Consider the following 19978-nt stretch of genomic DNA (forward strand, 5'->3'; position numbering starts at 1 on the left):
AATCACTAGCGAGCGGGACTCGAAACGAGGATGCGGCACAGTTTCCCGTCAGGCACACCCAGCATCTCGCTCTGTCCCCAGTTCGGCCTATCCGCCGGGATTTGCTGGTCACAGTTGGCTCCACCGTAAGCCTGACCATAGGTGTCCTGGGTTATGATCCCGTCGACACTGGTCTGATTCACATCCCACCACTCCGGACCGCCGAGACCATCGAAACAAATGGTTACGAGTTGACCGGTCGGGTTTTCATACTGGACACGCGCCTGCAGACGGCTGCTGTGATTACACGCAACCTGCTGCGTCAGCGGCGACACATCATGTTTCCCATACATACTCGGCTGCGCCGAAACCGTGCCCCCACTTGCCGCCAAAAGCGCCAAGGCACCAACTGTAACGGCAAGGACGGATTTGGTTCTTTCGCACCTGATTCTTCGAAACACGTTCATTCCCCTTTTTTACTGAACACAAGAATAGATTGGTACCCCAGTGCTAAAATGGGTTTACTCCCCAGACGCTGCGGCGTCCATCCGCCAGAGGTCAACTACCGCTGCTACAGCGATCCGCTGACCACGGCAGCGGACACCGATCAGTCCGGCCGCATCGCGTCCTCAAGGGCACTGACGCGCCGCTGCCGGTCATCAACCCGTTCCTCGATCGCGACCAGAAGCGCCACAATCGGATCCGGGGAATACCCACGCACCGCGCTGCCGGCCGCATCGGCCGGGTACGCGACCGCCAGCTCAAGAACTTCTTGCCGGACCCGGTTAAGGTCCGCACCCACCGACACAAGCACCTCAGCGGCCACGCCACCCTCCTGCGCGATCAATCCGAGCAGCAGATGCTCGGTATCCACCTGCACCTGCTGCAGTCGCTCCACCTCGCGCTGGCTCAACTCGAAAACCCGCACAGCAGCCTGGCTCCAGCCGGGCCCTTCCGTGTCCGTAGGTTGACCAGCCGCGATGGCCCCATACAGCTGCTCGCGGACCCCTTCGATCCGCGCGTGCAACGACACCAGGGTGGTCACCGCCAGGCTGTCAGGCCGCCTCAGCAGTCCGAGCAACAAGTGCTCGGTATCGACCAAATCGCAACCCGAACGGGCGGCTTCATCCCGCGCCAACGCCACCACCAGCAACGCACGATCGGTGAACCGCTCGAACATACCTCACAGTATGCGCCAGCCCGCCGACCAACGAAAAGCCACAAGCCCACTCGAACTACAGCGTTACCCCGCAGCGCAACAACAGCACGAACCGCCGACAGGACCGGTTCGTCAACACGATCCACCAAACCCGCCAACCTCCGGAGCCAAAATCCATGCCGGCCGGCGGGGCCAGGTCACTTGACGAGACGCACTACGACCGCCGTCGTCAAACCGGAGACCGCCACGCAGCCGCCCAACGCAACCTCTTCAACCGCCTGCTCGGCTGTCTCCACCACTGCCTCACCGCACGCCAGCACTTCAACGAGAACACCGCGTTCCCATTACCCATCGCCCCGCTAGATCAAGCAACCGCTTGACAACTAAACGCGTGAGAAGTCTGCCACCGACGGACTCCAACAACTCATTCTGCAATAAGTTCTTAGTGAGTGTGATCTGTCTCCTGTGGCTTTGCGTATCTGTAGGCGGGCGGGATCCACGTCAATGTCCGCGTGGAGGCAAACAAACTGTGTCTGCTGGCGCTGATCGAGGTGCGCGCAGACCGCAGGGAGCTTGTCGCTCTAGCTGACGGCTACCGCGAGTCCACCGAGTCTTGGGCGGACCTGCGTGACTGCGGGCGCAGTGGATGCGTGCCTCGGTCTTCGCCGCCGGCGACGGGGCCTGGGGTTTGGGGTGCGCTACGCGAGGTGTTCCTCGAGACTTGGGAGCAGCGATACTGAGGTTTACAAGATCGCCAGCGTCCTTGCCGTGCCCATGTCCGCACACCTGGGTGCAAAGAGGACCCTGGCGGAGATCTGGAACGGCGAAGACCGCTGGCGCGCGGTAAAGGGACTGGGTCCACCAGCGCCCCGACGGCGCCACAGGAGTCTTCCTTTTCGCCATCTATACCGCAGGCATACGCGTGCCGGACGACGCTCCGAAGACACCGGCGACCTGATCAACGGCGCCGGGCGCTGGTGGCCGCGCCAGAACATTCAGCGATAGCCACGCACCGCGCGCGACAGGCTCGTTGTAACGGTACTGCTGCCTACACTGCTGCGGATGGTGTCCACAGGATGGGAGCCTATTGTTAAGCCGGTAATCCCAGGTATCAGGACTTGCGGAATGAGAATTGGGACGGCATCGGCTGCGGGGTGGCTGGACATCTCGAAGTGTGAGGGTAGCTGCGCCTTTGTCTGGGAGACATCTGATCTTAGCAGGTCTCCGCACTGGCGAGGTTGAACAACGAGCTCAGCCGGCGTGGAGGGTCCGAAAGCGATCGGGTTTCGCCGGGTCCCGATCAACGACTTGGATCGGTGCCCAAGCCCATTGCCACACGCTGATACCCGGTGTGCAGGAGAACCCGATCGGCCCGCGGGTGCCCTCGACCGTCACGCGCGGCCATGACTCGGCGATGGCCGCACGGTCTGTGCCGTGGGAACGCAGCACCTCAGCGAGGACGGCGACGGTGTCCCAGCCCTCGAAGGCGACGAAGGAGGGCACTTCGCCCAGCCGCTCGCGGAGCTCCTTCCCGACGCGTTCGCCGAGCGGACCGAGGCGCTCGGGCAAGTAGCGCAGGAACGGAATCCCGGTGCCGTCCTCTCCCAGCACCGCGGCCCATTCGGCGAACTCCGATTGTCCGGCCGGAGCGCCGATCAGGATCTCCGCGAGCCGCCGGTCGCCCCGGACGGCCCTGACGATCGGCACCGCCGGTTCCGGATGGCCGACCAGGAGCAGGAGCGCCGTCGCACCGTGGTCGACGAGCGCGTCGCACAGCGCATCCGGGGTGAGCGCGTTCGTGTCGAGTTCGACGACGGTGCCGCCGCGGGGAGCGAGGTGGTCTCGCAGGACGCGGGTGCCGGACGCCCAGTAGATGCTCGGCTGGGTCGCTACGGCGACCCGACGACGGCCTGCGCTTAGGAGGAAGTCCGCGTAGATCCGCCAGCCGTGGGACTGGGCCGGGGCCAGGCGCGCGACCCACTCCGTCGGTTCCCCGGTGAGCGCGTCGAGCACCGCGGACGAACAGAGGAACGGCATGCCGAGGGCGTCGGCCCGGGCGGCGGCGTGGCGGGCGGCCACGCTGTGGTATTCGCCTGCCACGGCCGCCACGTCGAGGCCAGCCAGTTCGTCCACGGCCGCTGCGGCCCGCTCCGGATCGGCCGCGGTGTCCCGGACCACCAGCTCCAGTGGTCTGCCGTCGATCCCGCCGGCATCGTTGACGTCGCGAACGGCCAGGTCGAGTCCCGCGAGCAAATGTCGCCCCGCCTCGACCCAGCCGGGCCGGGACAGCGGAACGAGAACGCCCAGCCGGACGGACGACCTGTCTGTGTGCTCCGCTCCGGACAGAGATGGTGGCGTGTTCATCGGGTGGCGTCTCCTCTGGGACGATGAGGCCGCGGTCCGTCCGGAACGCGCGCCGATCGGGGCCGACGGTTCGCGTTCATCACGCCTCGCTGCGGCGCACGAGCCTGGGTGATCATGCCGGTCATCGGACCCACCACCATCACCAATAGGCAACCGATTATTTGTGCGCTGGGCTGTCAGGCTACATCGTCATCGGCACCAACAAGGGTCTGCAACCCGGAAGATCTTTCCTAAACATGCTTTAGCCGTAGTAGGTGGCTTCGGCAGCCAGCGTCGATCCGGTCGATCACGTGGTGTCGGCGGGGGAGCGTCTTCATAGCGACGTAGCCCGTAGCCTTGTTCGCGTGGCAGATGGATCAGCATCGTGAATCGGCTGGTGCGCTCGACCAGTGTCCCGATCGCTGAGCGCTGCAGCCCGATGAGCAGGTCACCCTCCTTACGGTTCGGGGGTGGGTGATGTCGGGGCCGTCGTAGGGTCTTGATCGCTCTCCTTGGGGCAGCGGGTATGGCTGAGGTCTCCCTGCCGGGTCTGGTCACGGTTGTGGTCGGTGACGGCTTGCTGGGAATGGCCGCCCACTGCTCTGTTGGTGGCTCGACCGCTGATTGAGACTTGCGCGATCTGATCGTTGGGTAAGGACGTGCCGGCGTGGCTGCCGTTCAAGGAGACCCACGGTGTCGGTCGCGAGGTGAGCAGCCACATTGGCAGCGGTATGGGCAGGAATCGACTCGGGAAAGCGGAGGCACCACTGCGTGGTCATCGACGTTGCCGGCCGTGTGCTGCTGTCTCGACGTGTGGTCAATGACGAGGCCGCGTTGCTTGAGTTGATCGCGACCGTGTTGCGTGTGGCTGACGGAGCCGATGTGGTGTGGGCTACCGATCTCAACGGTGGTGGTGCGGCGCTGCTGATCGCGTTGCTTGCCGAACGCGGCCAACAGCTGCTCTACATCCCAGACCGGATCATCCATCATGCGGCGGCGACTTACCGTGGTGATGGCAAGACCGATGCGAAGGACGCCCGGATCATCGCTGACCAGGCCCGGATGCGCACCGACCTGCAACCGGTGCGTGGTGGTGACCAGATCAGCACCGATCTGCGGCTGCTGACTGCCCGGCGCACGGATCTGATCTTCGATCGCGTCCGCGCGATCAACCGACTGCGGGCCACGATGCTGGAATACTTTCCCGCGCTGGAAGCCGCGTTCGACTACTCCAAAAAGGCGCCGCTGATCCTCGTAGCCGGCTATCAGACTCCGGACGGGATCCGGCGGATCGGCGCCTCAAGGCTGGCGGCGTGGCTGAAGAAACGCGGCGCACGCAACCCCGCGGCGTTCGCGACCAAGGCCGTGGACGCGGCCAACGCTCAGCACACGACCCTGTTCACCCAGGCCATGGGTGCCCGGCTCGTGGCACGCCTGGCCGAACAGATCCAGGCGATCGACGCTGATATTGCCCAGCTCGACGAGGAGATCGCCACGCAGTTCGAGCAGCACCCCGACGCGCCGATCCTGCTGAGCATGCCCGGCTTCGGTGTCGTGTCAGCGGCGACGTCCCTTGCCAACACCGGTGGCGGGGACCTCAGCGCGTTCGAGACCGTCGACCGGCTCGCCAGCGTCGCCGGCCTCGCCCCGGCGCCACGGGACTCGGGTCGGACCAACGGTAACCACCACCGCCCTCGCCGCTTCAACCGGCGTCTGATGCGAACCTGCTACCTTGCCGCGCTTTCCAGCCTGAAGAACAGCCCCGCCTCGCGAACGTTCTACGACAGAAAGCGCGCCGAAGGCAAGTCCCACAAGCAAGCCGTTATCGCGCTCGCCAGACGGCGCATGAACACGCTCTGGGCCATGCTGCGCGACCGCACCAGCTACCAAGAAGCCACTACGCCGCAATCCACATCAGCGCCGCCCATCGCTGCTTGACACGATCATTGAGATTCCTTAGAGTGCATGCCTCTACGATTCAAGTCGGAAGTTCACAGTCCCAAAACGATCGCTTTGCGCACGCGGAAGCGGCTAGCGCACTTGGATTTGCGCGGTATGTCCGCTTGATCTGGCCAGTCGGGCATCACGTGTCAGCAAGGGACAATCCAGTGCTTCGGCCAGGGCCACGTAGGCGGCGTCATAGCCGGAGACGCTGTGGCGTAGCTGGAGTGCACGCCGCCGCAAGCCATCGGCGGAGGGCCAACGTTGCACCGCAAGCTCGTCGAAGTCGGTCAACAGATCTTCGGCCCTGGCTGCGCTGAGGTGACCACCGAGCGTAAGCCCGCGCAGGCCGGATACGATCTCGAAATCGAGCAACGTCGGTGCGTGTAACTCTTCACCGGCCAGGTAGGCCCGCAAATCCTCGGTGCCCGGGGCGATAGCAAGCGCGTCAATCGCAGCCGCACTGTCGATGACGATCACGCGTTGCGGCCCAGCTTTAGCTCCCGCTCCGCGCGGGCCTCGTCGATGGTCTCGACTGCGGAGGCGTCGGCACTCTCGGCGCGCCGAGCGGCACGCTCCAACACCTCGCCGACCGTGGGCCGCTCCGTCTCCCGAGCGATGAGCTCAAGCATGTAGGCATTGAGCGACTCGCCCCGAGCCGCCGCCCGCGCCTTGAGCTTTCGGCGCGCCTCATCTGGAACATCTCTGACCTGCAATAACGAACCCATAAATACAGTGTACATCAAAATTAATGCTTAATGCATACACCGTGGAGGTGGCGAATGCACGAGCTAAACCCCGCAGAGCGCTTCTTTGTGGTGACCGGTGGGCCCGGCTCCGGCAAGACGACCTTGCTGGACCGTCTTCGCCAAGGCGGCTTCGACACCACCATGGAAGCAGGTCGTGGCACCATCCAAGCCCAAGTCGCGATCGGTGGGCAGGTCAGCGAATACCTCGCCTGACTCATCGATTCACGTGGAGAGTCGGATGCTTGGCCAACGGGCACGTCCGGTTCGACGGGCGGGGACGGGAAAACCGACACCCGAAAGGGTGCACGGCGTCCCGTCTCCGACGCAACACATGGAACTCGATCGCCGCCGGCGCGGAACTGCTGTTCCAAGTGCTCACCGAACGCGAAGAAACCAACAGCATCGCCATCGCCTCCAACCAGTCGTTCTCCAAAGCGCACATGTTTCGGCGAACGTGTGTGAGGCTGCGCCGAAATGTCGGGTTCGGCAGCCGTCCGGCATCGACATGGTCGGCGAGGTAGATCAGCGGCACTTGTGGGTCCATGCCGAACGCGGTCGCGACGAGTTTCGGGTCCATGGTGTTGACCAGGTCGACCAGGCGGGTGCTGCGGATCATGCGAGGTGAGATTCCGCAGTCGTCGAGTACATGGCTGAGATAGGCCCTTGATGCGGGTCCGCGTCCGGCCTTGGTTCCTTTGGTGACCAGGACATGCGGGTTGGTGGTGCGCTGCTGGTCGCGGTGCGCCAGACAGCGTTGCAGCGCGGCCCAGCTGGCGGGATCGAGCGGGACCGGGTGCGGCCGGTTCCCGAGCAGGCAAGTTTGGGCGTGGTGATCGATGTCGTCGATCTGCAGCAGCCGGGCCTCCTGGCTGGAGGCTCCGTGCAGCAGGGCGAGCATCCCGACGAGGGCTTCGTGCGGGTGAACGTCGGTGTCGGTGGTCCAGCGACGAAACAGTTCGCGTTGTTGATCGAGGGTGAGGGTGCGGCCGCGGAACGCGTTGGAACCGTTGGCGGATAAGTTCTTGCTGGGATCGATGAGCACTAAACGCTGGTTCTGGGCGAAGCGGAAGTACTGGCGCAGCACGGTCAACCGTCGTTCGCGGGACTTGGGTCCGGTGGCTAGGAACGCCTCGAGGTCGTGGATGTCGACGCGGCTCCACTGATTCTTTCCGCGATTCGTGATCAGGAACCGGGCGAGGTCCCGCATGATGGATAGTCCTGTCTCGAGCGTGGTGTCACTGCGAGGTCGGGTTCCTGCCCGGCGGGCGCGTTCCCGAGCCCGCAGCATCGAGGCAGCGAAACCAGCCACGGCCGGCCTCAATGATTCGGCAACCTCGTCGATGCGGCGTTGTCGTCGTCCGGCCGCGAGTCGTTCGGTCTGGTCGCTGGGCAGCGCCAGGCGTCGATTGGTGAAGAAGTCCTCCAGCGCTCGCGCTAACGGGCCCGTCGAGCGGCCCGGTTGACGCGCTCGTTCAAGCAGCGCGGCGGGGACGTTGGGATGCTCGTCTTGCAGCAGCCGGCCCAGCTCGGTGACCAGAGTCGCTGCTCGGCTCGAACAGAACCCAGCGGCCACATGCCCGGTGAACTCTCGCAGCCACCCTGGCGGTTCCGCGAGTTGAGCGATGAGACTGTCCGCGCGGATGAAGGGCCGATCCGGATGGCGCTGCCAGCACGGTGAGCGCAACCCAAGTCCGGCATGGCGCCGCAGCGGGCCGCATTGCCGGCAGATTCGGGGCGGTTGCTTGGATGACCGCGGCCGCGACATGGGCCGCACCAGCCGGTGTCGGCTCGGAGATAGCCGGGCCGGGCGCAGCGTGGGCATGGTCGTTGTGCGGCGAGCAGCTCGGCTTTGCGGCGGCAGGGCCGACATATCGTGGCGCTGGATGACCGCACCGGGTGTCCACATTGGATGCAGCGCCGGGAACATAGGACACATCGGCCGGTGTCGGGTTGCAGGACGCGTTGCTTGCCACAGTCCGGGCATGGCGCCTTGACTGCGGCCTCGCGGATACGGCGGACGCAGCGGCAGCAGTGCTCGCGCTCGAGGAACCCGACGGGAGCTCCGCAGTCGACACAGTCGCGCTGACGTTTCCCCATCGTGTCAATACTTCTCGTCGTCGGAGATCACAACGGCGGCATCGACCGGCCACGATCGCTCACGGCCTTCGGCTCCGCAGCGATCGACTGCGGTGACGCCGCGGACCGCTCGACGGGAGTCGTGTCCACCTCGAACAGGTCGTTGGGAGTGCAGTCCAACGCAGTGCACAACGCGATCAGGGTCGACATCTTGATTTGGCTGGGCTCCTTGGTGAACAACGCCGACACCGAGACCGCGGACATCTCCAGCCCAGCCTTTTCTGCCAGCAGTCGGCGCAGCTGAGTTCCGGTCCACACCTCGCGCTGCGCGGCCGCCATCCTCAGCCGCCACCGGATCTTCACGCCGGGTCCTCCTCCTCTTCGGTCAGCTCGGACAGGGTGCTGGAAACCGCGCGCCGATAGGCGTCCTCGATGAACGTCGCCGACGGGAGGACATAACGCATCGTCGAGCTCACAGTCCAGTGGCCGAGAAGTTGTTGAATGGCAACGAGATCCACGCCTCGCTCGCAATTATGGGTGGCGCAGGCCCGCCGCAAGGCATGCGGGCTGAACCACTCGGTTTGCGGCCGACCCTCGAGTTTCATCAGGCGCCGGAGCCGGTTTCGGATCGTTCCCCGATGCAGGCTTCCACCGGATTCGTCCTCGAATAGCACTGGCGAGGCAGGGAATCGGCCGCGCACGTCGTTGAGGAACCAGCGCAGCACCAGGTCCAGGCCGTCGAGCATCGGCACCCACCGTGGCCGCGGGCCGGAGGTGTGAGCTGCTTTGCCGAACCGGACATGCAGCTTGCCGAACGGCCCACGAGTGAAATGCACATCCGGAACGTCCAATAAGGACACTTCCTCCGACCGCAGCCCGGCGTGATAGAGACTGCGGAACAGCGCGTAGTCCCGCGCGGCCGGCGCATACTTGCACGCGGTCGCGATCCTGCCCTTCAGGAAGTCGAAAAACTCGGTCACCCGCTCCGGTGTCGGCGGCGGGACTGAGTCCGGCGAGTCATCCCCGACATGGCGGGACGCGTTGAACTCGTCCACCGGGCACACCAGCCGAACGCCGAACCCGGCTTCGATCTCGGCCGCCTTGCGCACCTGCAAGAACCGGTGGAAGCCCTTGAAGGTCTGCACATAGTCCCGCCGCGTTGATGCCTTGCGGCCGGCAATGGCGAGATCTCCTACGACCCGGTCGACATCCTCTGGCGTCACGTCCCACGCGGGTCGACCCAGCGCGGCCAGCGTCCGCTCTAGCAGTCCGATGTCGTTCTCGATGGTCACAGGGCTGAAACCCCGCGCCTGCCACGATGCCACGAACGCCTCGACACACTCGGCCTGGAACGTCCACGGATCCGTGGTCACCGGTTCGACCGGCACTCCACCACCCGGGATCACCCGCAGCTCGCCGACCATCCGGCCACCTTTTTCACACCTGACTGATTGAGGTGGCGCCTAACATAGCGGTTGATTACCTGAAAGATCAAGGATTGCCGCACGAGGTCATCATCGCAGGCACCAGGGCAGATGGCCGCCAACGAATAAGTGCCAGCCCCAGGTCGCTGGGGAGAAACCTTCACCGACCCCAGGTAGTGCGCTGCCATCGTCGACCGGCTCACCTACCACGGCACCATCATCGAAGCCGGCACCCAGTCCTACCGTTTGGCGAACAACCGCTCACAAGCTGAGCTGACGATCAGACCCGGGCCCGTGCGGGCACCTCTCGCGCGAGCAGGACCGCGACTGCACCGAGCAACGTTCCGGTAATCCTGCGCTGCCACGCCGCCCAACTGGGCCGGTTCTTGATGAATCCAGCGATCGCTCCTGCCGCGACCACGATCAACGCGTTCACACTTAGGCTGACGACGATTTGCAGCGCACCGAGCGTGAAACCCTGCGCAGTCATGTGACCCCGATGCGGATCGACGAACTGCGGAATCAACGAGAGATACATGATCGCGGCCTTCGGGTTCAACAGGTTGGTGATCAGCCCCATCCGGAACAGCTTCGCTGGCGAGTCCCGCTCAAGATCACGCGTTTCGAACAACCCGCGGCCGCCGGGCTTCAACGCCTGCCACGCCAAATACCCCAAGTACGCAGCACCAGCGGCCTTGAAGCCGATGAACAACCACGGAACCGCCACGAACACGATGGCGAGCCCCAGGTTGGCCATCGTCATGTACACCACGAATCCGACGCCTGTCCCAGCCAGCGAGATCAGCCCAGCAGTGCGTCCTTGGCTGATGCTGCGCGACACCAGATACATCATGTTCGGTCCCGGCGTCAGGACCATTCCCAACGCTGTCACCGTCATACCGACCGCTGCGGCCGTCGAAATCAGCATGCCGACAGCATCCCAGACCGGAGCCCGCTCAAGCCATCACGGTGGCGCCAAACACAGTTGACACATTTAAAGGGTTGCTGACCGTCAGCCGGTAGCGTCGAGCAATCCGGCTTCCGGGTTCCCCTTACGAGACAGAAGCTCACGGCTGTGGCTGGGTCGTCTTGCCAGGCTTGGTGGATCTCGAGGCGGAGTGCGCCCGGGTCAGTGAGGGTGCAGGGCGCGGAGTGCGGCGTCGAGGACGTGGTCGGGGTCGGCGGTGATCGTACTGTCCCGCACCCCGTCTCCGAGATGCGGGCCGCTCAGCCGGCGGCCAGGCGGGCACGCAACGCCTGGTTGTCCCGCTCGAGTAGGTGGTTTTCCCTGGTGAGAGTGGCCATGCGGTCGAGCGTTGGGGCCAGCCCCGCGTCGGAGTAGCGCGGGGTGATGTGCTGGCGGCAGTTCCAGTTCACGCCTTGCACGGTCACGATCACCAGGCGCTCCACTCGCCCGTCGGTGCGAACCGAGCAGAGCCGTTCGGCGAGGGCCTCGTCAGTGTCCCGGACCTGCGCACGTCCGAGGATCTTCAGCCGAATGCGGTTCGGGTAGCCCATGAAGAACGCCGAGATGCAGTCGTCGCTGACGAGGTTGCCGGTGGTGATGTACTGTCGGTTCCCGCGGACGTCGGCGAAAGCGAACGTCTGCTCGTCGAGGACGTGCACGAACCCCTGCGGACCTCCGCGGTACTGAACGTAGGGCCAGCCGGTCTCCCCGACGGTCGCGAGGTAGAAGCCGTCGCGCGCGGCGAGGACCTCTGGGGCACGCCCGGCCTGATCCTCGACGACCGAGTCGTCAGTGTCGCCGACTCTCGGGGCGACATGGTCATCGGTCTCGAACAGGGCTCCCCTCTGTATCGCAAGCTCGGTCTGGCCTCGGTCGGTCACGGGCTGCTCGGGTGCGAGCAAGTCACCGACTCGATCATTACTGTCCGAGTCCGCTGGCTGTTCCATGACGCTGACGGCCGTCAGCTCACCGACGGCACCAACATCTACATCCTGCGCCGCGACGACGACGGGCTACACGCCTACGTGTGCATTGCCACCGACGACGCGGAGAAGATCCAAGCCATCGCCGCCGTCCGAGGCGTCGACCTCAATCAGCCCAGCTGAGCTTTACAGCGCGCTTGTTCATAGGCGCCGGTGAGGCGACTCGAGCAGTGCATCGTCCACTAACCGGCAGCTCCATAGGGTGCATCCACGTCGAGCGGCGCGGGTGGCGTCACCGACTTGAACCGCTCCGATATCCGCTGTTGCGGCGTTTGAGGAGTGATCCGGGAGCTTGGCAGCTCGGTTTCGATCTCGATCCGGTGGCGAGCGTCAGAATCTGTTCCAGGCTCTTGGGCAGCACGAAGATGGGAGTCGAGCACGTGTCAGACAGCACACGCCGCACGAAGAAGCGGCAAGATGTCGGCGGCGACCAGGTGATGGCGTTCCGGGCGCGGCCCATCACCTGAACCGACGGTTGAGCTCGGGATCGGTGCTGGAGGCTGTCGTCCGCTGTACGCTGCAGGACACCCCCGGGGGGCGTGGCTCGCCCTGCACGCGAGGGTGGATGGTGTCGGACCGGACGCACTCGACGAGCGTGTCGAGGAGCGGAGCCTGTTCTACACCTGGGCCATGCGCGGATCGCCGTTCTTCTTTCCGACGGCCGATCTCGAGGCCTTCACAACGGGGGTGCTCCCGCAGGGGGAAGAAGGCACGTCGGCGTTTCATTCTCGGGGTTGTGCCGGCTCGCGAGAGACTGGACATGAGCCTGGAAGAGGCCACCGACCGCACCCGCTCGGTCCTCAGTGACGTGCTGAAGTGCCGGCAGCTGGCCATCAACGAGCTCGGTGCCGAGCTGGCGCAGGCGGTCGCGGGCAACCTGCCGAGCGCGCCCCGGCGCGCCTGGGACTCGGAGGGCCCGTACGCGAAGGCGCAGTCGCTCGGCGAGGGGGTAACCCACTTTTGCCTGCGCATCCTCACGCTCGAGCGGGTAGTTTGCTTCGCCAACCGCGAGGGCAAGAAGCTGTCCTTCGTCCTGCTCAAGGAGTGGCTAGGCGGTAAACCCAGCCACGTAAACGCTGAGGTGGCGCGGGCGGAGCTCGCCCGCCGGTACTTGCGCTGCTACGGGCCATCATCACGGGCCGACCTCGCCGCATGGATGGGAATCGCGTCCGGTGACGCGACGTCATGGTGGCAGGAGATCGAAGATTAGGTCACCACGGTACAAGTGGACGGCCGCGAGCGCTGATTGCTTGCCGATGACCTGGAGACACTGCGTTCACCGCCCGAGTCCTCGGGGGTCCGGATGCTCCCGCCACGCGATCCGCTGCTACAGCTGCGCGACCGAGAATCACTGGTGCCAGACAAGACGTTGCACCGCCGGATCTGGAAGACGGTCGGGGAGCCCGGCACCGTGCTCGTCGATGGCCGATTGGCCGCCACCTGGCACCCGCGCAAGAGCGGGCGCACGCTGTCGCTCACGGTGGAAGCGTTCGACGTCCTCACTTCCAGAGCGCGGAAGACAATTGCGACGGAATCGGAGGCCTTGGGCACTCTACGCGGCTGCACGTTGGTGCAAGTCGAGTTCACTTCATAACCATGGCATCTACTGGCGCCAGTTGAGGAACCGTGCACAGTACTTCGGGCACTCCTGCAGTCGACTTCGGACACTGACATCAGAGCTTGCGGACGCGGGACGCGACGAAGCAGAAGCTGTCCTGCTGCGCTGCATGGTAGTCGAACTCGACCTCGTCGCCGGTCTCCAGGACACGGAAGCCGTCCATCTCGATCGCGCTGAAATGCACGAAGGCATCGTGGCCGCCCGACAGGTCGGGCGAAGTGATCGCTCCCCAGCCCTTCTCGGCCTTGAAGAACTTCACAGTGCCGTGCGCCATGCAACCAGCATCGCTGACTCTCGCCCTACGGGCAAGCGAGGGCGTGTGGGAGCTTGCCCATCCAGGTACGTTTGGCTGAAGCAGGTACTCCGGGCCGTCAACGATCAAGTCGGCACGGGGCAGACCATGGTGACGCGGCGCCGCCAAGAGTCCAGGGCGTACGCGTTGGACTTACAAGCGGGTGTTCCCTAAGCCGAAAGATCTTTAAGTGTTCAGCCCTGGCCGATGGTGCTTTGCCGCCGGATGAGTGTGTGGTCGGCGACCACAAGTTGTGGTTTGTGTGTTTCGCCGTGCTCGATGCTGAGTGCAAGACGCCGCACGGTGAGTTCGGCGATTCGTCGCTTGTTGGGCCGGATACTGGTCAGGGTGGGGGTGAGGAAGCTCGCCTCCTCGATGTCGTCGAAGCCGACGATGGCGAGGTCCTCCGGGATGCGCACGCCTGACGACAGCGCGGCATGCATGGCCCCGGCCGCCAGCAGATCGGAGAAGCAGAAGACCGCGTCTGGCAGTTCGGGGCCGGTCAGTAGCCTCCGCATCGCCTCCGCACCGTCGCGCCGGTGGTACGCGGGAGCGTGTGCGATGAGCTCATCGCGCCAGTCGAGTCCGGCCGCCGTGATCGCCTGCCGGTATCCGCCCAGGCGGGGGCTCTCGGCGTCCACTCTCGGTTCGGTGAGCGGACCGATCACCGCGATCCTGGTGCGGCCCAATGAGATCAGGTGTTCAGTGGCGGTGCGGCCCGCGGCGAGGTTGTCGATCACGACATGGTCGGTGCTCTTGTCTGCCGCTGGTCCGCCGAAGAGCACGAGCGGGGTGGCGTCGGCTCGTTCGGCGATCTCGGCTGGACTGAGCACGGAGGGGTAGAGGATGAGTCCGTCCACCAGGCGGGGCCGGATCCCGTTGAGTACCTCGGATTCCCGCTCGGGGCGGGAGTCGGTCTGCTCGATCAACAGCGTCCATCCTCGACGTTCGGCCTCCTCGATCACCATGCTCGCGATCTCGGCGAAATACGGGATGGCGATCTCCGGCACACCGAGAGCGATGACACCCGAACGCCCGCCCGCGAGGTTACGGGCGGACAGGTTCGGCCGGTAGTTCAACTCGGCGAGCGCCCGCTCGACCTTGGCGCGCGTTCTCGGGGCGACCGTGGCGCGGTCGTTGATCACGTTGGAGACCGTCATGGCCGAGACCCCGGCCAGTGCCGCGACATCCCGGAGGCTGCTGACCATCATCGTTCCCTTCGCCGGAGGCATCGGATGCTATGTCGGGCACTGTAACGATACGACGATGCAGGATTATTTTCCTCAACGGCAAATCCATCTTCTCTTGACTTCCTTCATTTTAGCGTTAAAAATCGGCGCCACCGCTCGAGCGTCGAGTGGGGGAGGGAGCAGCGGTCATGCGCGGAGTCGTACTTCCCGGTCGCCGGACTGTCGCGTTCCGGGACGTGCCCGACCCGGTGCCAGGGCCTGGGCAGGTGGTGCTCGGCGTGCGGGCCTCCGGGCTGTGTGGCTCGGAGCTGCGGATCATCTACCGCAGGGAACCCGGACAGGACACGCCCTATCGTGATGGTGTGATCGCCGGGCACGAGCCGGCCGGCGAGGTGCTCACCGTCGGAGCGGGGGTGCGCTCGGTACGAGAGGGTGATCGGGTCGCTGTCTATCACATCGCCGGGTGCGGGCAGTGTGTCGAATGCCGGGCCGGCTGGCAGGTCGCGTGCGAGTCACCGAATCGTTCGGCCTACGGCTACCACCGCGACGGTGGTCACGCGCCGTATCTGCTCGCCGAGGAAAGCAGCCTGGTGCCGATCCCGGAGCCGCTGAGCTACGCCGACGGCGCACTCGCTTCCTGTGGCCTCGGTACTGCCTACCAGGGGGTACTCCGCACCGGACTGTCCGCGCGGGACCGGGTGCTGGTGGTAGGGCTCGGCCCGCTCGGGCTCGGGGTCGCGCTGCTTGCCTGCGCGCTCGATGCGCAGGTCGTCGCGGTGGACACCAACCCCGGCCGTCGGGACCTGGCCGCCACCGCGCTCGAGTGCCGGGCGTATGCGGCGGGTGAGGGCATCGCGGAATTGCTTGACGAGGAGACCGGCGGACACGGGTTCGAGGTCGCCTTCGACTGCACCGGTTCCGCCGAGGGACGGTCGCTGACCCTGTACGCGGCACGCAGGCGGGCCCGGGTGGTGTTCCTCGGCGAGGGTGGAGAGTTCAGCTTCGCGCCGAGTCCCCTGCTGATTCACAAGGAGATCAGCCTGCTGGGTTCCTGGGTCTGCAACATCGCCAGTCTCAACGGGCTGTTCGAGTTCCTCGCGCGCAGCGGCGTGGCGGCCGAGAAGATCGTGACGCACTCCTTCGCCCAAGAGGACGCGGAGCGGGCCTACCGCATGTTCGACGAAGGCAGGACGGGCAAGGTGATCCTGAAATGACTCCGGTATGGGACTGGACAGGCAAGGTCGCGCTGGTGACCGGTGGCGCTTCGGGTATCGGCGCGGCGACGGCGCTGGCCTTCGCAGAGAGGGGTGGCGATGTGATCGTGGCCGATGTGGACGGTGACGGCGGTGGGGCCGTCGCGGCGCGAGCACGCGAGCACGGTGTGCGAGCGGAGTTCGTCGAGTGTTCGGTGGCGGCGGAGGATTCGGTACGCCAGCTGCTCGAGGTGGTCCGCGAGCGGTTCGGGAGGCTCGATTTCGCGGTCAACAACGCGGGTGTCGAGCAGCGCAGGGCGGGCGTCACCGAGTGCACGGAGGACAACTGGGATCGCACGATCGACACCAACCTCAAGGGAGTCTGGCTGTCGATGAAGTACGAGATCCCGCTGTTCGGACCGGATGGCGGTGGGATCGTGAACATGTCCTCGATGGTCGGCCTGGTCGGCGTTCCCGGTGCGCCCGCGTATGTGGCGAGTAAGCACGGGATCATCGGGCTGACCAAAAGCGCCGCGCTCGAGGTCGCTGACAGCGGGATCCGGGTCAACGCGGTGTGCCCGGGCAACATCCGCACGCCGATGGTGGAAAGGGTGTTGGCGCGGGAACCGGCCAAGGAAACCGAATACACCGCGAACACTCCGCTCCGGCGGATCGGGACCCCGGAAGAGGTCGCGAATGCGGTGCTGTGGCTGTGTGCGCCGGAAGCCGGTTTCGTCACCGGACACGCGCTGAGTGTCGACGGGGGCGTGGTCGCGAAATGAGGATCATCGACATCTCATCACCGATCTCCGAAGACAGTGTCTCCTGGCATGATCGGTTCCCTACCGAGGTCACCTGGCATTCCAGGACGAGCGCCGGTGAGCGCACTACCAACAGCACCTGGCGCTTGCACGTGCACACCGGGACGCATGTCGACGCGCCAGTGCACCACCTTGCCGGTGGGCAGACGGTCGACGAACTGGAGCTCACGGATTTCCTCGGACCTTGTCGGGTGCTGGATCTGCGTGATGCCCGCGGGCAGATCGGGCCGACCGAGCTCGCCACGCACGGCCCGCGGGCCGGAGAGCGATTGTTGTTGCGTACCGCCAACTCCGAACGTGGGCTGCTGGCCGAGAGCCGGTTCACCGAAGACTACATTGGAATCTCCGCCGAGGGTGCGCGGTATCTCGCGCAGGCCGGTGTCCGGCTGGTGGGCGTCGACTTCCTCTCGGTGGAGGCGGCAGGAGCACCGGGCGCGGAAACCCATCACATCCTGTTGGGTGGCGGAATCCGTGTGCTGGAAGGGCTCGCGCTCAGTGGGGCGGTCGGAGGCGAGTACGAGCTGCTGTTCCTGCCGTTGCCTCTCGTCGGCGCCGATGCCGCACCGGGCAGGGCGGTACTGCTCGAACCAGGTTGCTCACCCACTCCACAGACGACAGAAAGCACGAAACCGTGAACCTCAGTCAACTGCGACGGGCCATGCGCGAGACCGATCCGGCTATGAGCGCCTTCGATCCGTTGTCACGCATCCTTTTCCACGACGATTTCGACGCCGGCCTGAATGGCTGGACACTGATGACCGGCAACTACGAGCGTTCACTTGGCACGCTGCTGCCGCAGCAGCGTGACTTCCGGCCGCCGATGCTGTCGAACCTGACGATGTGGGACACCGGCTCCGCCGGATCCCTGCACGGCAGCTACGCGATGAAACTGGCGACAAGGCCGGTGCCGGGCAGTATCTCGGTGGGCATCAAGCGGATGACTTTCACCGAACCGGTGCCGATCAGGCTGGAGGCCTGGTTCACCGTCAAACCGGAGGCGTCCAGGATGCGGCTGGCCGAACACGATGTGCGCTCGTTCGGCGTGTTCCTCGACCTGCAGGACAATGCCGAACGCGTGATGCCGCACCTGCGCTACGCCAACGCGACCGGCGGTGCGGGGGAACGCAAGTGGCAGTACAAGCGGGACCGGCCCGCCACGACCGAGCTCAGCGGGGAGACCCGAACGCATTTCCATCTCGGTCCGGACGGCTGGTTGGACGTGCCGGGCGGCGGGCAACGGCTGTGCTACAACGAGTTGCCGACGAAGCAGAACTGGCACTACCTGCGGGTGGGCTTCGACCTGGTTACCCGGCGGTTCACCGAGCTGCGCTGCAATGACCGAGTGCTCCCGCACGGTGAGCTGGCGCCGATCAGGATGCCGGCCTGGCCCAACCTCTGGCAAATGCTCAATGTGGGCTTCTGGGTTGAGTCCGATGTGGACAACCGGTCCTTTTTGTATCTGGATTCGGTGCTGCTGTCGGTGGAACGGGAGACATCGTGATCGAGAGTCATACCGCGATCTTGGAGCGGCAGAGCCCACTGTGTGGTGCGTATGCCACCGAACCGTACGAGACCGCGTGGGCGAAGGAGGCGATCTTCTTCGCGCTGGCGCATGGCGAAAGCGGGGATCCCGGCTCGCATTCGGCCAGGGTTCAGATCTCGCCGGACGGGATGCGATGGTGCGACGAGGGAAGTGTGCTCGAGATCCGGCAGGGCCAGCTGACCAGCGTCAAGGTCGGCCATTTCGGTGGTTGGCTGCGCATCGTCGGGAATCCGGGGGGCAACGTGGAGCTGGTGCTCAGCGTGCGGCTGGTACTTAAGGGGTGACCTGGCCGGGCACGAATCGTGTGGCGCACGCCCCTGGGCTACTGGCCAGAGGCGGAGTGTCGCACGTTCGACAATGTCGTCGACGAAAGAGGGACCAACCGGATGAACAAGAGAGTTCTCTCCGCCGGCACCATCGGCACGGTGCTGGAATGGTACGACTTCAACCTCTATAGCACCGCCTCGGCCTTGGTGTTCGCCCGGCTGTTCTTCCCCGGCGATGATTCGGTGCTCGGCACGCTCGCCTCGTTCGCCACCTTCGCCGTCGGTTTCTTCTTTCGGCCGCTCGGAGGTGTGCTGCTGGGCAACCTGGGGGACCGGATCGGGCGTCGCACGGTGTTGATGATCAGCCTGGTGCTGATGGGTACCGCGACCACACTGATCGGAGTGCTGCCGACCTACGGGTCGATCGGCTTCTGGGCGCCGGTGCTGCTTGTGATACTGCGCGCGGTGCAGGGGATGGGTGCCGGCGCGGAGTACGCCGGGGCGATCGCGTTGACCACCGAACATTCCGTGGAGCGAAGAAGAGGCTTGTTCGGCAGCATTCCCGCGATGGGCATCGGCCTCGGAAATATCGCGGCGACCGGTATATTAGCCTTGGTCTCTTCCCTTTCGGAAGAGGATTTCCTGTATTGGGGATGGCGGTTGCCGTTCCTCGCCAGCCTGGTGGTCGTCGGTTTCGGATTGATCATCAGGTTGCGAGTACCCGAAAGCGAGGTATTCGAGGCAACGAGGAAACGTGGCGGGATCGCAAAGGTCCCCATGCTGAAATTGGTGCGTACTGCGCCGAAGCCACTGTTCCTGTCGTTTCTCGCCAATATCGGGCCGAATGTCGCAGGATACGTGCCCTCGGTGTTCTCGCTGACCTACCTGACCCAGCAGGTGCACGCGGACAAGAGCATCGGGCTGAATGCCTTGCTGGTAGCCAATACCACCGGACTGGTGGTCACACCGATCTTCGGCGCGTTGTGTGACCGGGTGAATCGACGCGCGGTGTACCTGTCCGGGGCGTTGTTCTGCGCGCTCACCTCGTTCCCGTTTTTCTGGTTGTTGGACACCGGTACCGCGCTCGGTGTCACGATGGCGATCCTGCTGATGTTGACGGTCGGGGACGGCGCGATGCTCGGCTCCCAGCCCGCCTTGCTGGCCGAGGCGTTCCCGACCCAACTACGCTACAGCGGGGTAGCGTTGAGCCGCGAACTGTCCGCTGCGCTGATCGGTGGCACCGCCCCACTGGTGGCGACTGCGCTCTATCAGGCCGGCGGGAAGAGTCCATGGCTGGTAGCCATTTACATGTTGGTGCTGTACGCGGTCAGCGGCCTCGGCGCCGCACTGCTCGGCGCCCAGCGACGATACCGGATCGGTGACGAAGTGGGCGGCTCGCCGAATACCACGGTGACCGAGGACGTACGGAGGTGA

21 protein-coding genes and 5 pseudogenes are annotated in these 19978 nt (G+C 65.1%); 15 read left to right on the top strand and 11 right to left on the bottom strand.

Annotated elements, in window-relative coordinates; genetic code table 11:
- Positions 1–5: 5 nt before the first annotated feature.
- Both A37U_RS51980 and A37U_RS0128200 read right to left on the bottom strand, forming a co-directional pair.
- Complete coding sequence (locus A37U_RS51980) at positions 6–380, bottom strand: hypothetical protein (protein WP_157183079.1); 375 nt, start codon at positions 378–380, stop codon at positions 6–8.
- 206 nt (positions 381–586) lie between these two features.
- A complete protein-coding gene (locus A37U_RS0128200; protein WP_020500031.1) occupies positions 587–1159 on the bottom strand; it encodes a Clp protease N-terminal domain-containing protein in 573 nt (190 codons plus the stop codon).
- A 191-nt stretch (positions 1160–1350) separates the two neighbouring features.
- On the opposite strand from A37U_RS0128200, the pseudogene A37U_RS52710 reads away from it, so the two are divergent.
- Together A37U_RS52710 and A37U_RS53955 are read left to right on the top strand one after the other, a co-directional pair.
- A pseudogene (locus tag A37U_RS52710) lies at positions 1351–1518 on the top strand (IS110 family transposase); the annotation flags it as partial.
- A 111-nt stretch (positions 1519–1629) separates the two neighbouring features.
- Positions 1630–1969, top strand: a pseudogene (locus tag A37U_RS53955) (IS256 family transposase); the annotation flags it as partial.
- Between the two features lie 420 nt (positions 1970–2389).
- Here the strand turns inward: A37U_RS53955 and A37U_RS0128205 are convergent.
- Entirely contained in the window at positions 2390–3502 is a 1113-nt protein-coding gene (locus tag A37U_RS0128205) for an ABC transporter substrate-binding protein (protein ID WP_026197683.1), read from the bottom strand.
- Between the two features lie 699 nt (positions 3503–4201).
- Between A37U_RS0128205 and A37U_RS0128210 the strand changes: the two genes are divergently transcribed.
- Entirely contained in the window at positions 4202–5419 is a 1218-nt protein-coding gene (locus A37U_RS0128210) for an IS110 family RNA-guided transposase (RefSeq protein ID WP_026197684.1), read from the top strand.
- Between the two features lie 93 nt (positions 5420–5512).
- Here the strand turns inward: A37U_RS0128210 and A37U_RS0128215 are convergent, their stop codons facing one another.
- Positions 5513–5902: a type II toxin-antitoxin system VapC family toxin gene (locus tag A37U_RS0128215; protein ID WP_020500034.1), complete on the bottom strand. Its 390-nt coding sequence runs from the start codon at positions 5900–5902 to the stop codon at positions 5513–5515.
- Positions 5899–6150, bottom strand: a complete 252-nt coding sequence (locus A37U_RS0128220; RefSeq protein ID WP_026197685.1) for a FitA-like ribbon-helix-helix domain-containing protein — start codon at positions 6148–6150, stop codon at positions 5899–5901. Before A37U_RS0128220 ends, A37U_RS0128215 begins: the two co-directional genes overlap by 4 nt.
- A gap of 54 nt (positions 6151–6204) precedes the next feature.
- On the opposite strand from A37U_RS0128220, the gene A37U_RS0128225 reads away from it, so the two are divergent.
- The 3 genes and pseudogenes from A37U_RS0128225 to A37U_RS53130 all read left to right on the top strand — a co-directional run bounded on the left by A37U_RS0128225 (position 6205) and on the right by A37U_RS53130 (position 7189).
- On the top strand, positions 6205–6384 hold the full coding sequence (locus A37U_RS0128225) for an AAA family ATPase (RefSeq protein ID WP_020500036.1): 180 nt from the start codon (positions 6205–6207) through the stop codon (positions 6382–6384).
- Between the two features lie 115 nt (positions 6385–6499).
- Positions 6500–6602, top strand: a pseudogene (locus A37U_RS50205) (IS21-like element helper ATPase IstB); the annotation flags it as partial.
- 278 nt (positions 6603–6880) lie between these two features.
- On the top strand, positions 6881–7189 hold the full coding sequence (locus tag A37U_RS53130) for a hypothetical protein (protein WP_205623044.1): 309 nt from the start codon (positions 6881–6883) through the stop codon (positions 7187–7189).
- Positions 7190–8295: 1106 nt separating this feature from the next.
- On the opposite strand, the gene A37U_RS0128235 is transcribed toward A37U_RS53130, so the two are convergent.
- The 4 genes and pseudogenes from A37U_RS0128235 to A37U_RS55075 form a co-directional block, all read right to left on the bottom strand.
- Positions 8296–8610, bottom strand: a complete 315-nt coding sequence (locus tag A37U_RS0128235; protein ID WP_020500039.1) for a helix-turn-helix domain-containing protein — start codon at positions 8608–8610, stop codon at positions 8296–8298.
- Positions 8607–9671, bottom strand: a complete 1065-nt coding sequence (locus tag A37U_RS0128240; protein ID WP_020500040.1) for a tyrosine-type recombinase/integrase — start codon at positions 9669–9671, stop codon at positions 8607–8609. The genes A37U_RS0128235 and A37U_RS0128240 overlap by 4 nt, the downstream gene beginning before the upstream one ends.
- A gap of 280 nt (positions 9672–9951) precedes the next feature.
- Positions 9952–10599 carry a LysE family translocator gene (locus A37U_RS0128245; RefSeq protein ID WP_020500041.1) on the bottom strand — a complete coding sequence of 216 codons (648 nt, stop codon included), beginning with the start codon at positions 10597–10599 and terminating at the stop codon, positions 9952–9954.
- 299 nt (positions 10600–10898) lie between these two features.
- Positions 10899–11327 (bottom strand): annotated as a pseudogene (locus tag A37U_RS55075) (pyridoxamine 5'-phosphate oxidase family protein); the annotation flags it as partial.
- Between A37U_RS55075 and A37U_RS55080 the strand changes: the two are divergent.
- The 3 genes and pseudogenes from A37U_RS55080 (at position 11292) to A37U_RS53965 (ending at position 13215) form a co-directional block, all read left to right on the top strand.
- Entirely contained in the window at positions 11292–11744 is a 453-nt protein-coding gene (locus tag A37U_RS55080; RefSeq protein ID WP_020500043.1) for a hypothetical protein, read from the top strand. The pseudogene A37U_RS55075 and the gene A37U_RS55080 overlap by 36 nt on opposite strands.
- 438 nt (positions 11745–12182) lie before the next feature.
- Entirely contained in the window at positions 12183–12428 is a 246-nt protein-coding gene (locus tag A37U_RS55085) for a DNA glycosylase AlkZ-like family protein (protein ID WP_205623045.1), read from the top strand.
- A pseudogene (locus tag A37U_RS53965) lies at positions 12382–13215 on the top strand (winged helix DNA-binding domain-containing protein). The gene A37U_RS55085 and the pseudogene A37U_RS53965 overlap by 47 nt, the downstream one beginning before the upstream one ends.
- Before the next feature lie 79 nt (positions 13216–13294).
- On the opposite strand, the gene A37U_RS0128265 reads toward A37U_RS53965, so the two are convergent.
- Positions 13295–13513 carry a cold-shock protein gene (locus A37U_RS0128265; RefSeq protein WP_020500047.1) on the bottom strand — a complete coding sequence of 73 codons (219 nt, stop codon included), beginning with the start codon at positions 13511–13513 and terminating at the stop codon, positions 13295–13297.
- 212 nt (positions 13514–13725) lie between these two features.
- Positions 13726–14763, bottom strand: a complete 1038-nt coding sequence (locus tag A37U_RS0128270) for a LacI family DNA-binding transcriptional regulator (protein ID WP_240437695.1) — start codon at positions 14761–14763, stop codon at positions 13726–13728.
- Positions 14764–14909: 146 nt separating this feature from the next.
- On the opposite strand from A37U_RS0128270, the gene A37U_RS0128275 reads away from it, so the two are divergent.
- The 6 genes from A37U_RS0128275 to A37U_RS45675 all read left to right on the top strand — a co-directional run bounded on the left by A37U_RS0128275 (position 14910) and on the right by A37U_RS45675 (position 19978).
- Positions 14910–15935 (top strand): alcohol dehydrogenase catalytic domain-containing protein, encoded by a 1026-nt coding sequence (locus A37U_RS0128275; RefSeq protein ID WP_026197687.1) that lies wholly within the window; start codon positions 14910–14912, stop codon positions 15933–15935.
- Positions 15932–16696 (top strand): glucose 1-dehydrogenase, encoded by a 765-nt coding sequence (locus A37U_RS0128280; protein WP_020500050.1) that lies wholly within the window; start codon positions 15932–15934, stop codon positions 16694–16696. The genes A37U_RS0128275 and A37U_RS0128280 overlap by 4 nt, the downstream gene beginning before the upstream one ends.
- Complete coding sequence (locus tag A37U_RS45665) at positions 16693–17370, top strand: cyclase family protein (protein WP_020500051.1); 678 nt, start codon at positions 16693–16695, stop codon at positions 17368–17370. Before A37U_RS0128280 ends, A37U_RS45665 begins: the two co-directional genes overlap by 4 nt.
- Positions 17367–18236 carry a DUF6772 family protein gene (locus A37U_RS0128290; RefSeq protein ID WP_205623047.1) on the top strand — a complete coding sequence of 290 codons (870 nt, stop codon included), beginning with the start codon at positions 17367–17369 and terminating at the stop codon, positions 18234–18236. Before A37U_RS45665 ends, A37U_RS0128290 begins: the two co-directional genes overlap by 4 nt.
- Positions 18233–18562 carry a hypothetical protein gene (locus A37U_RS45670; RefSeq protein ID WP_020500053.1) on the top strand — a complete coding sequence of 110 codons (330 nt, stop codon included), beginning with the start codon at positions 18233–18235 and terminating at the stop codon, positions 18560–18562. The genes A37U_RS0128290 and A37U_RS45670 overlap by 4 nt, the downstream gene beginning before the upstream one ends.
- Before the next feature lie 102 nt (positions 18563–18664).
- The gene (locus tag A37U_RS45675) at positions 18665–19978 is read left to right on the top strand and encodes an MFS transporter (RefSeq protein WP_020500054.1); all 1314 of its coding nucleotides are present in this window, start codon (positions 18665–18667) and stop codon (positions 19976–19978) included.

It is taken from the genome of Sciscionella marina DSM 45152, from assembly GCF_000379465.1.
Taxonomy (GTDB): domain Bacteria; phylum Actinomycetota; class Actinomycetes; order Mycobacteriales; family Pseudonocardiaceae; genus Sciscionella; species Sciscionella marina.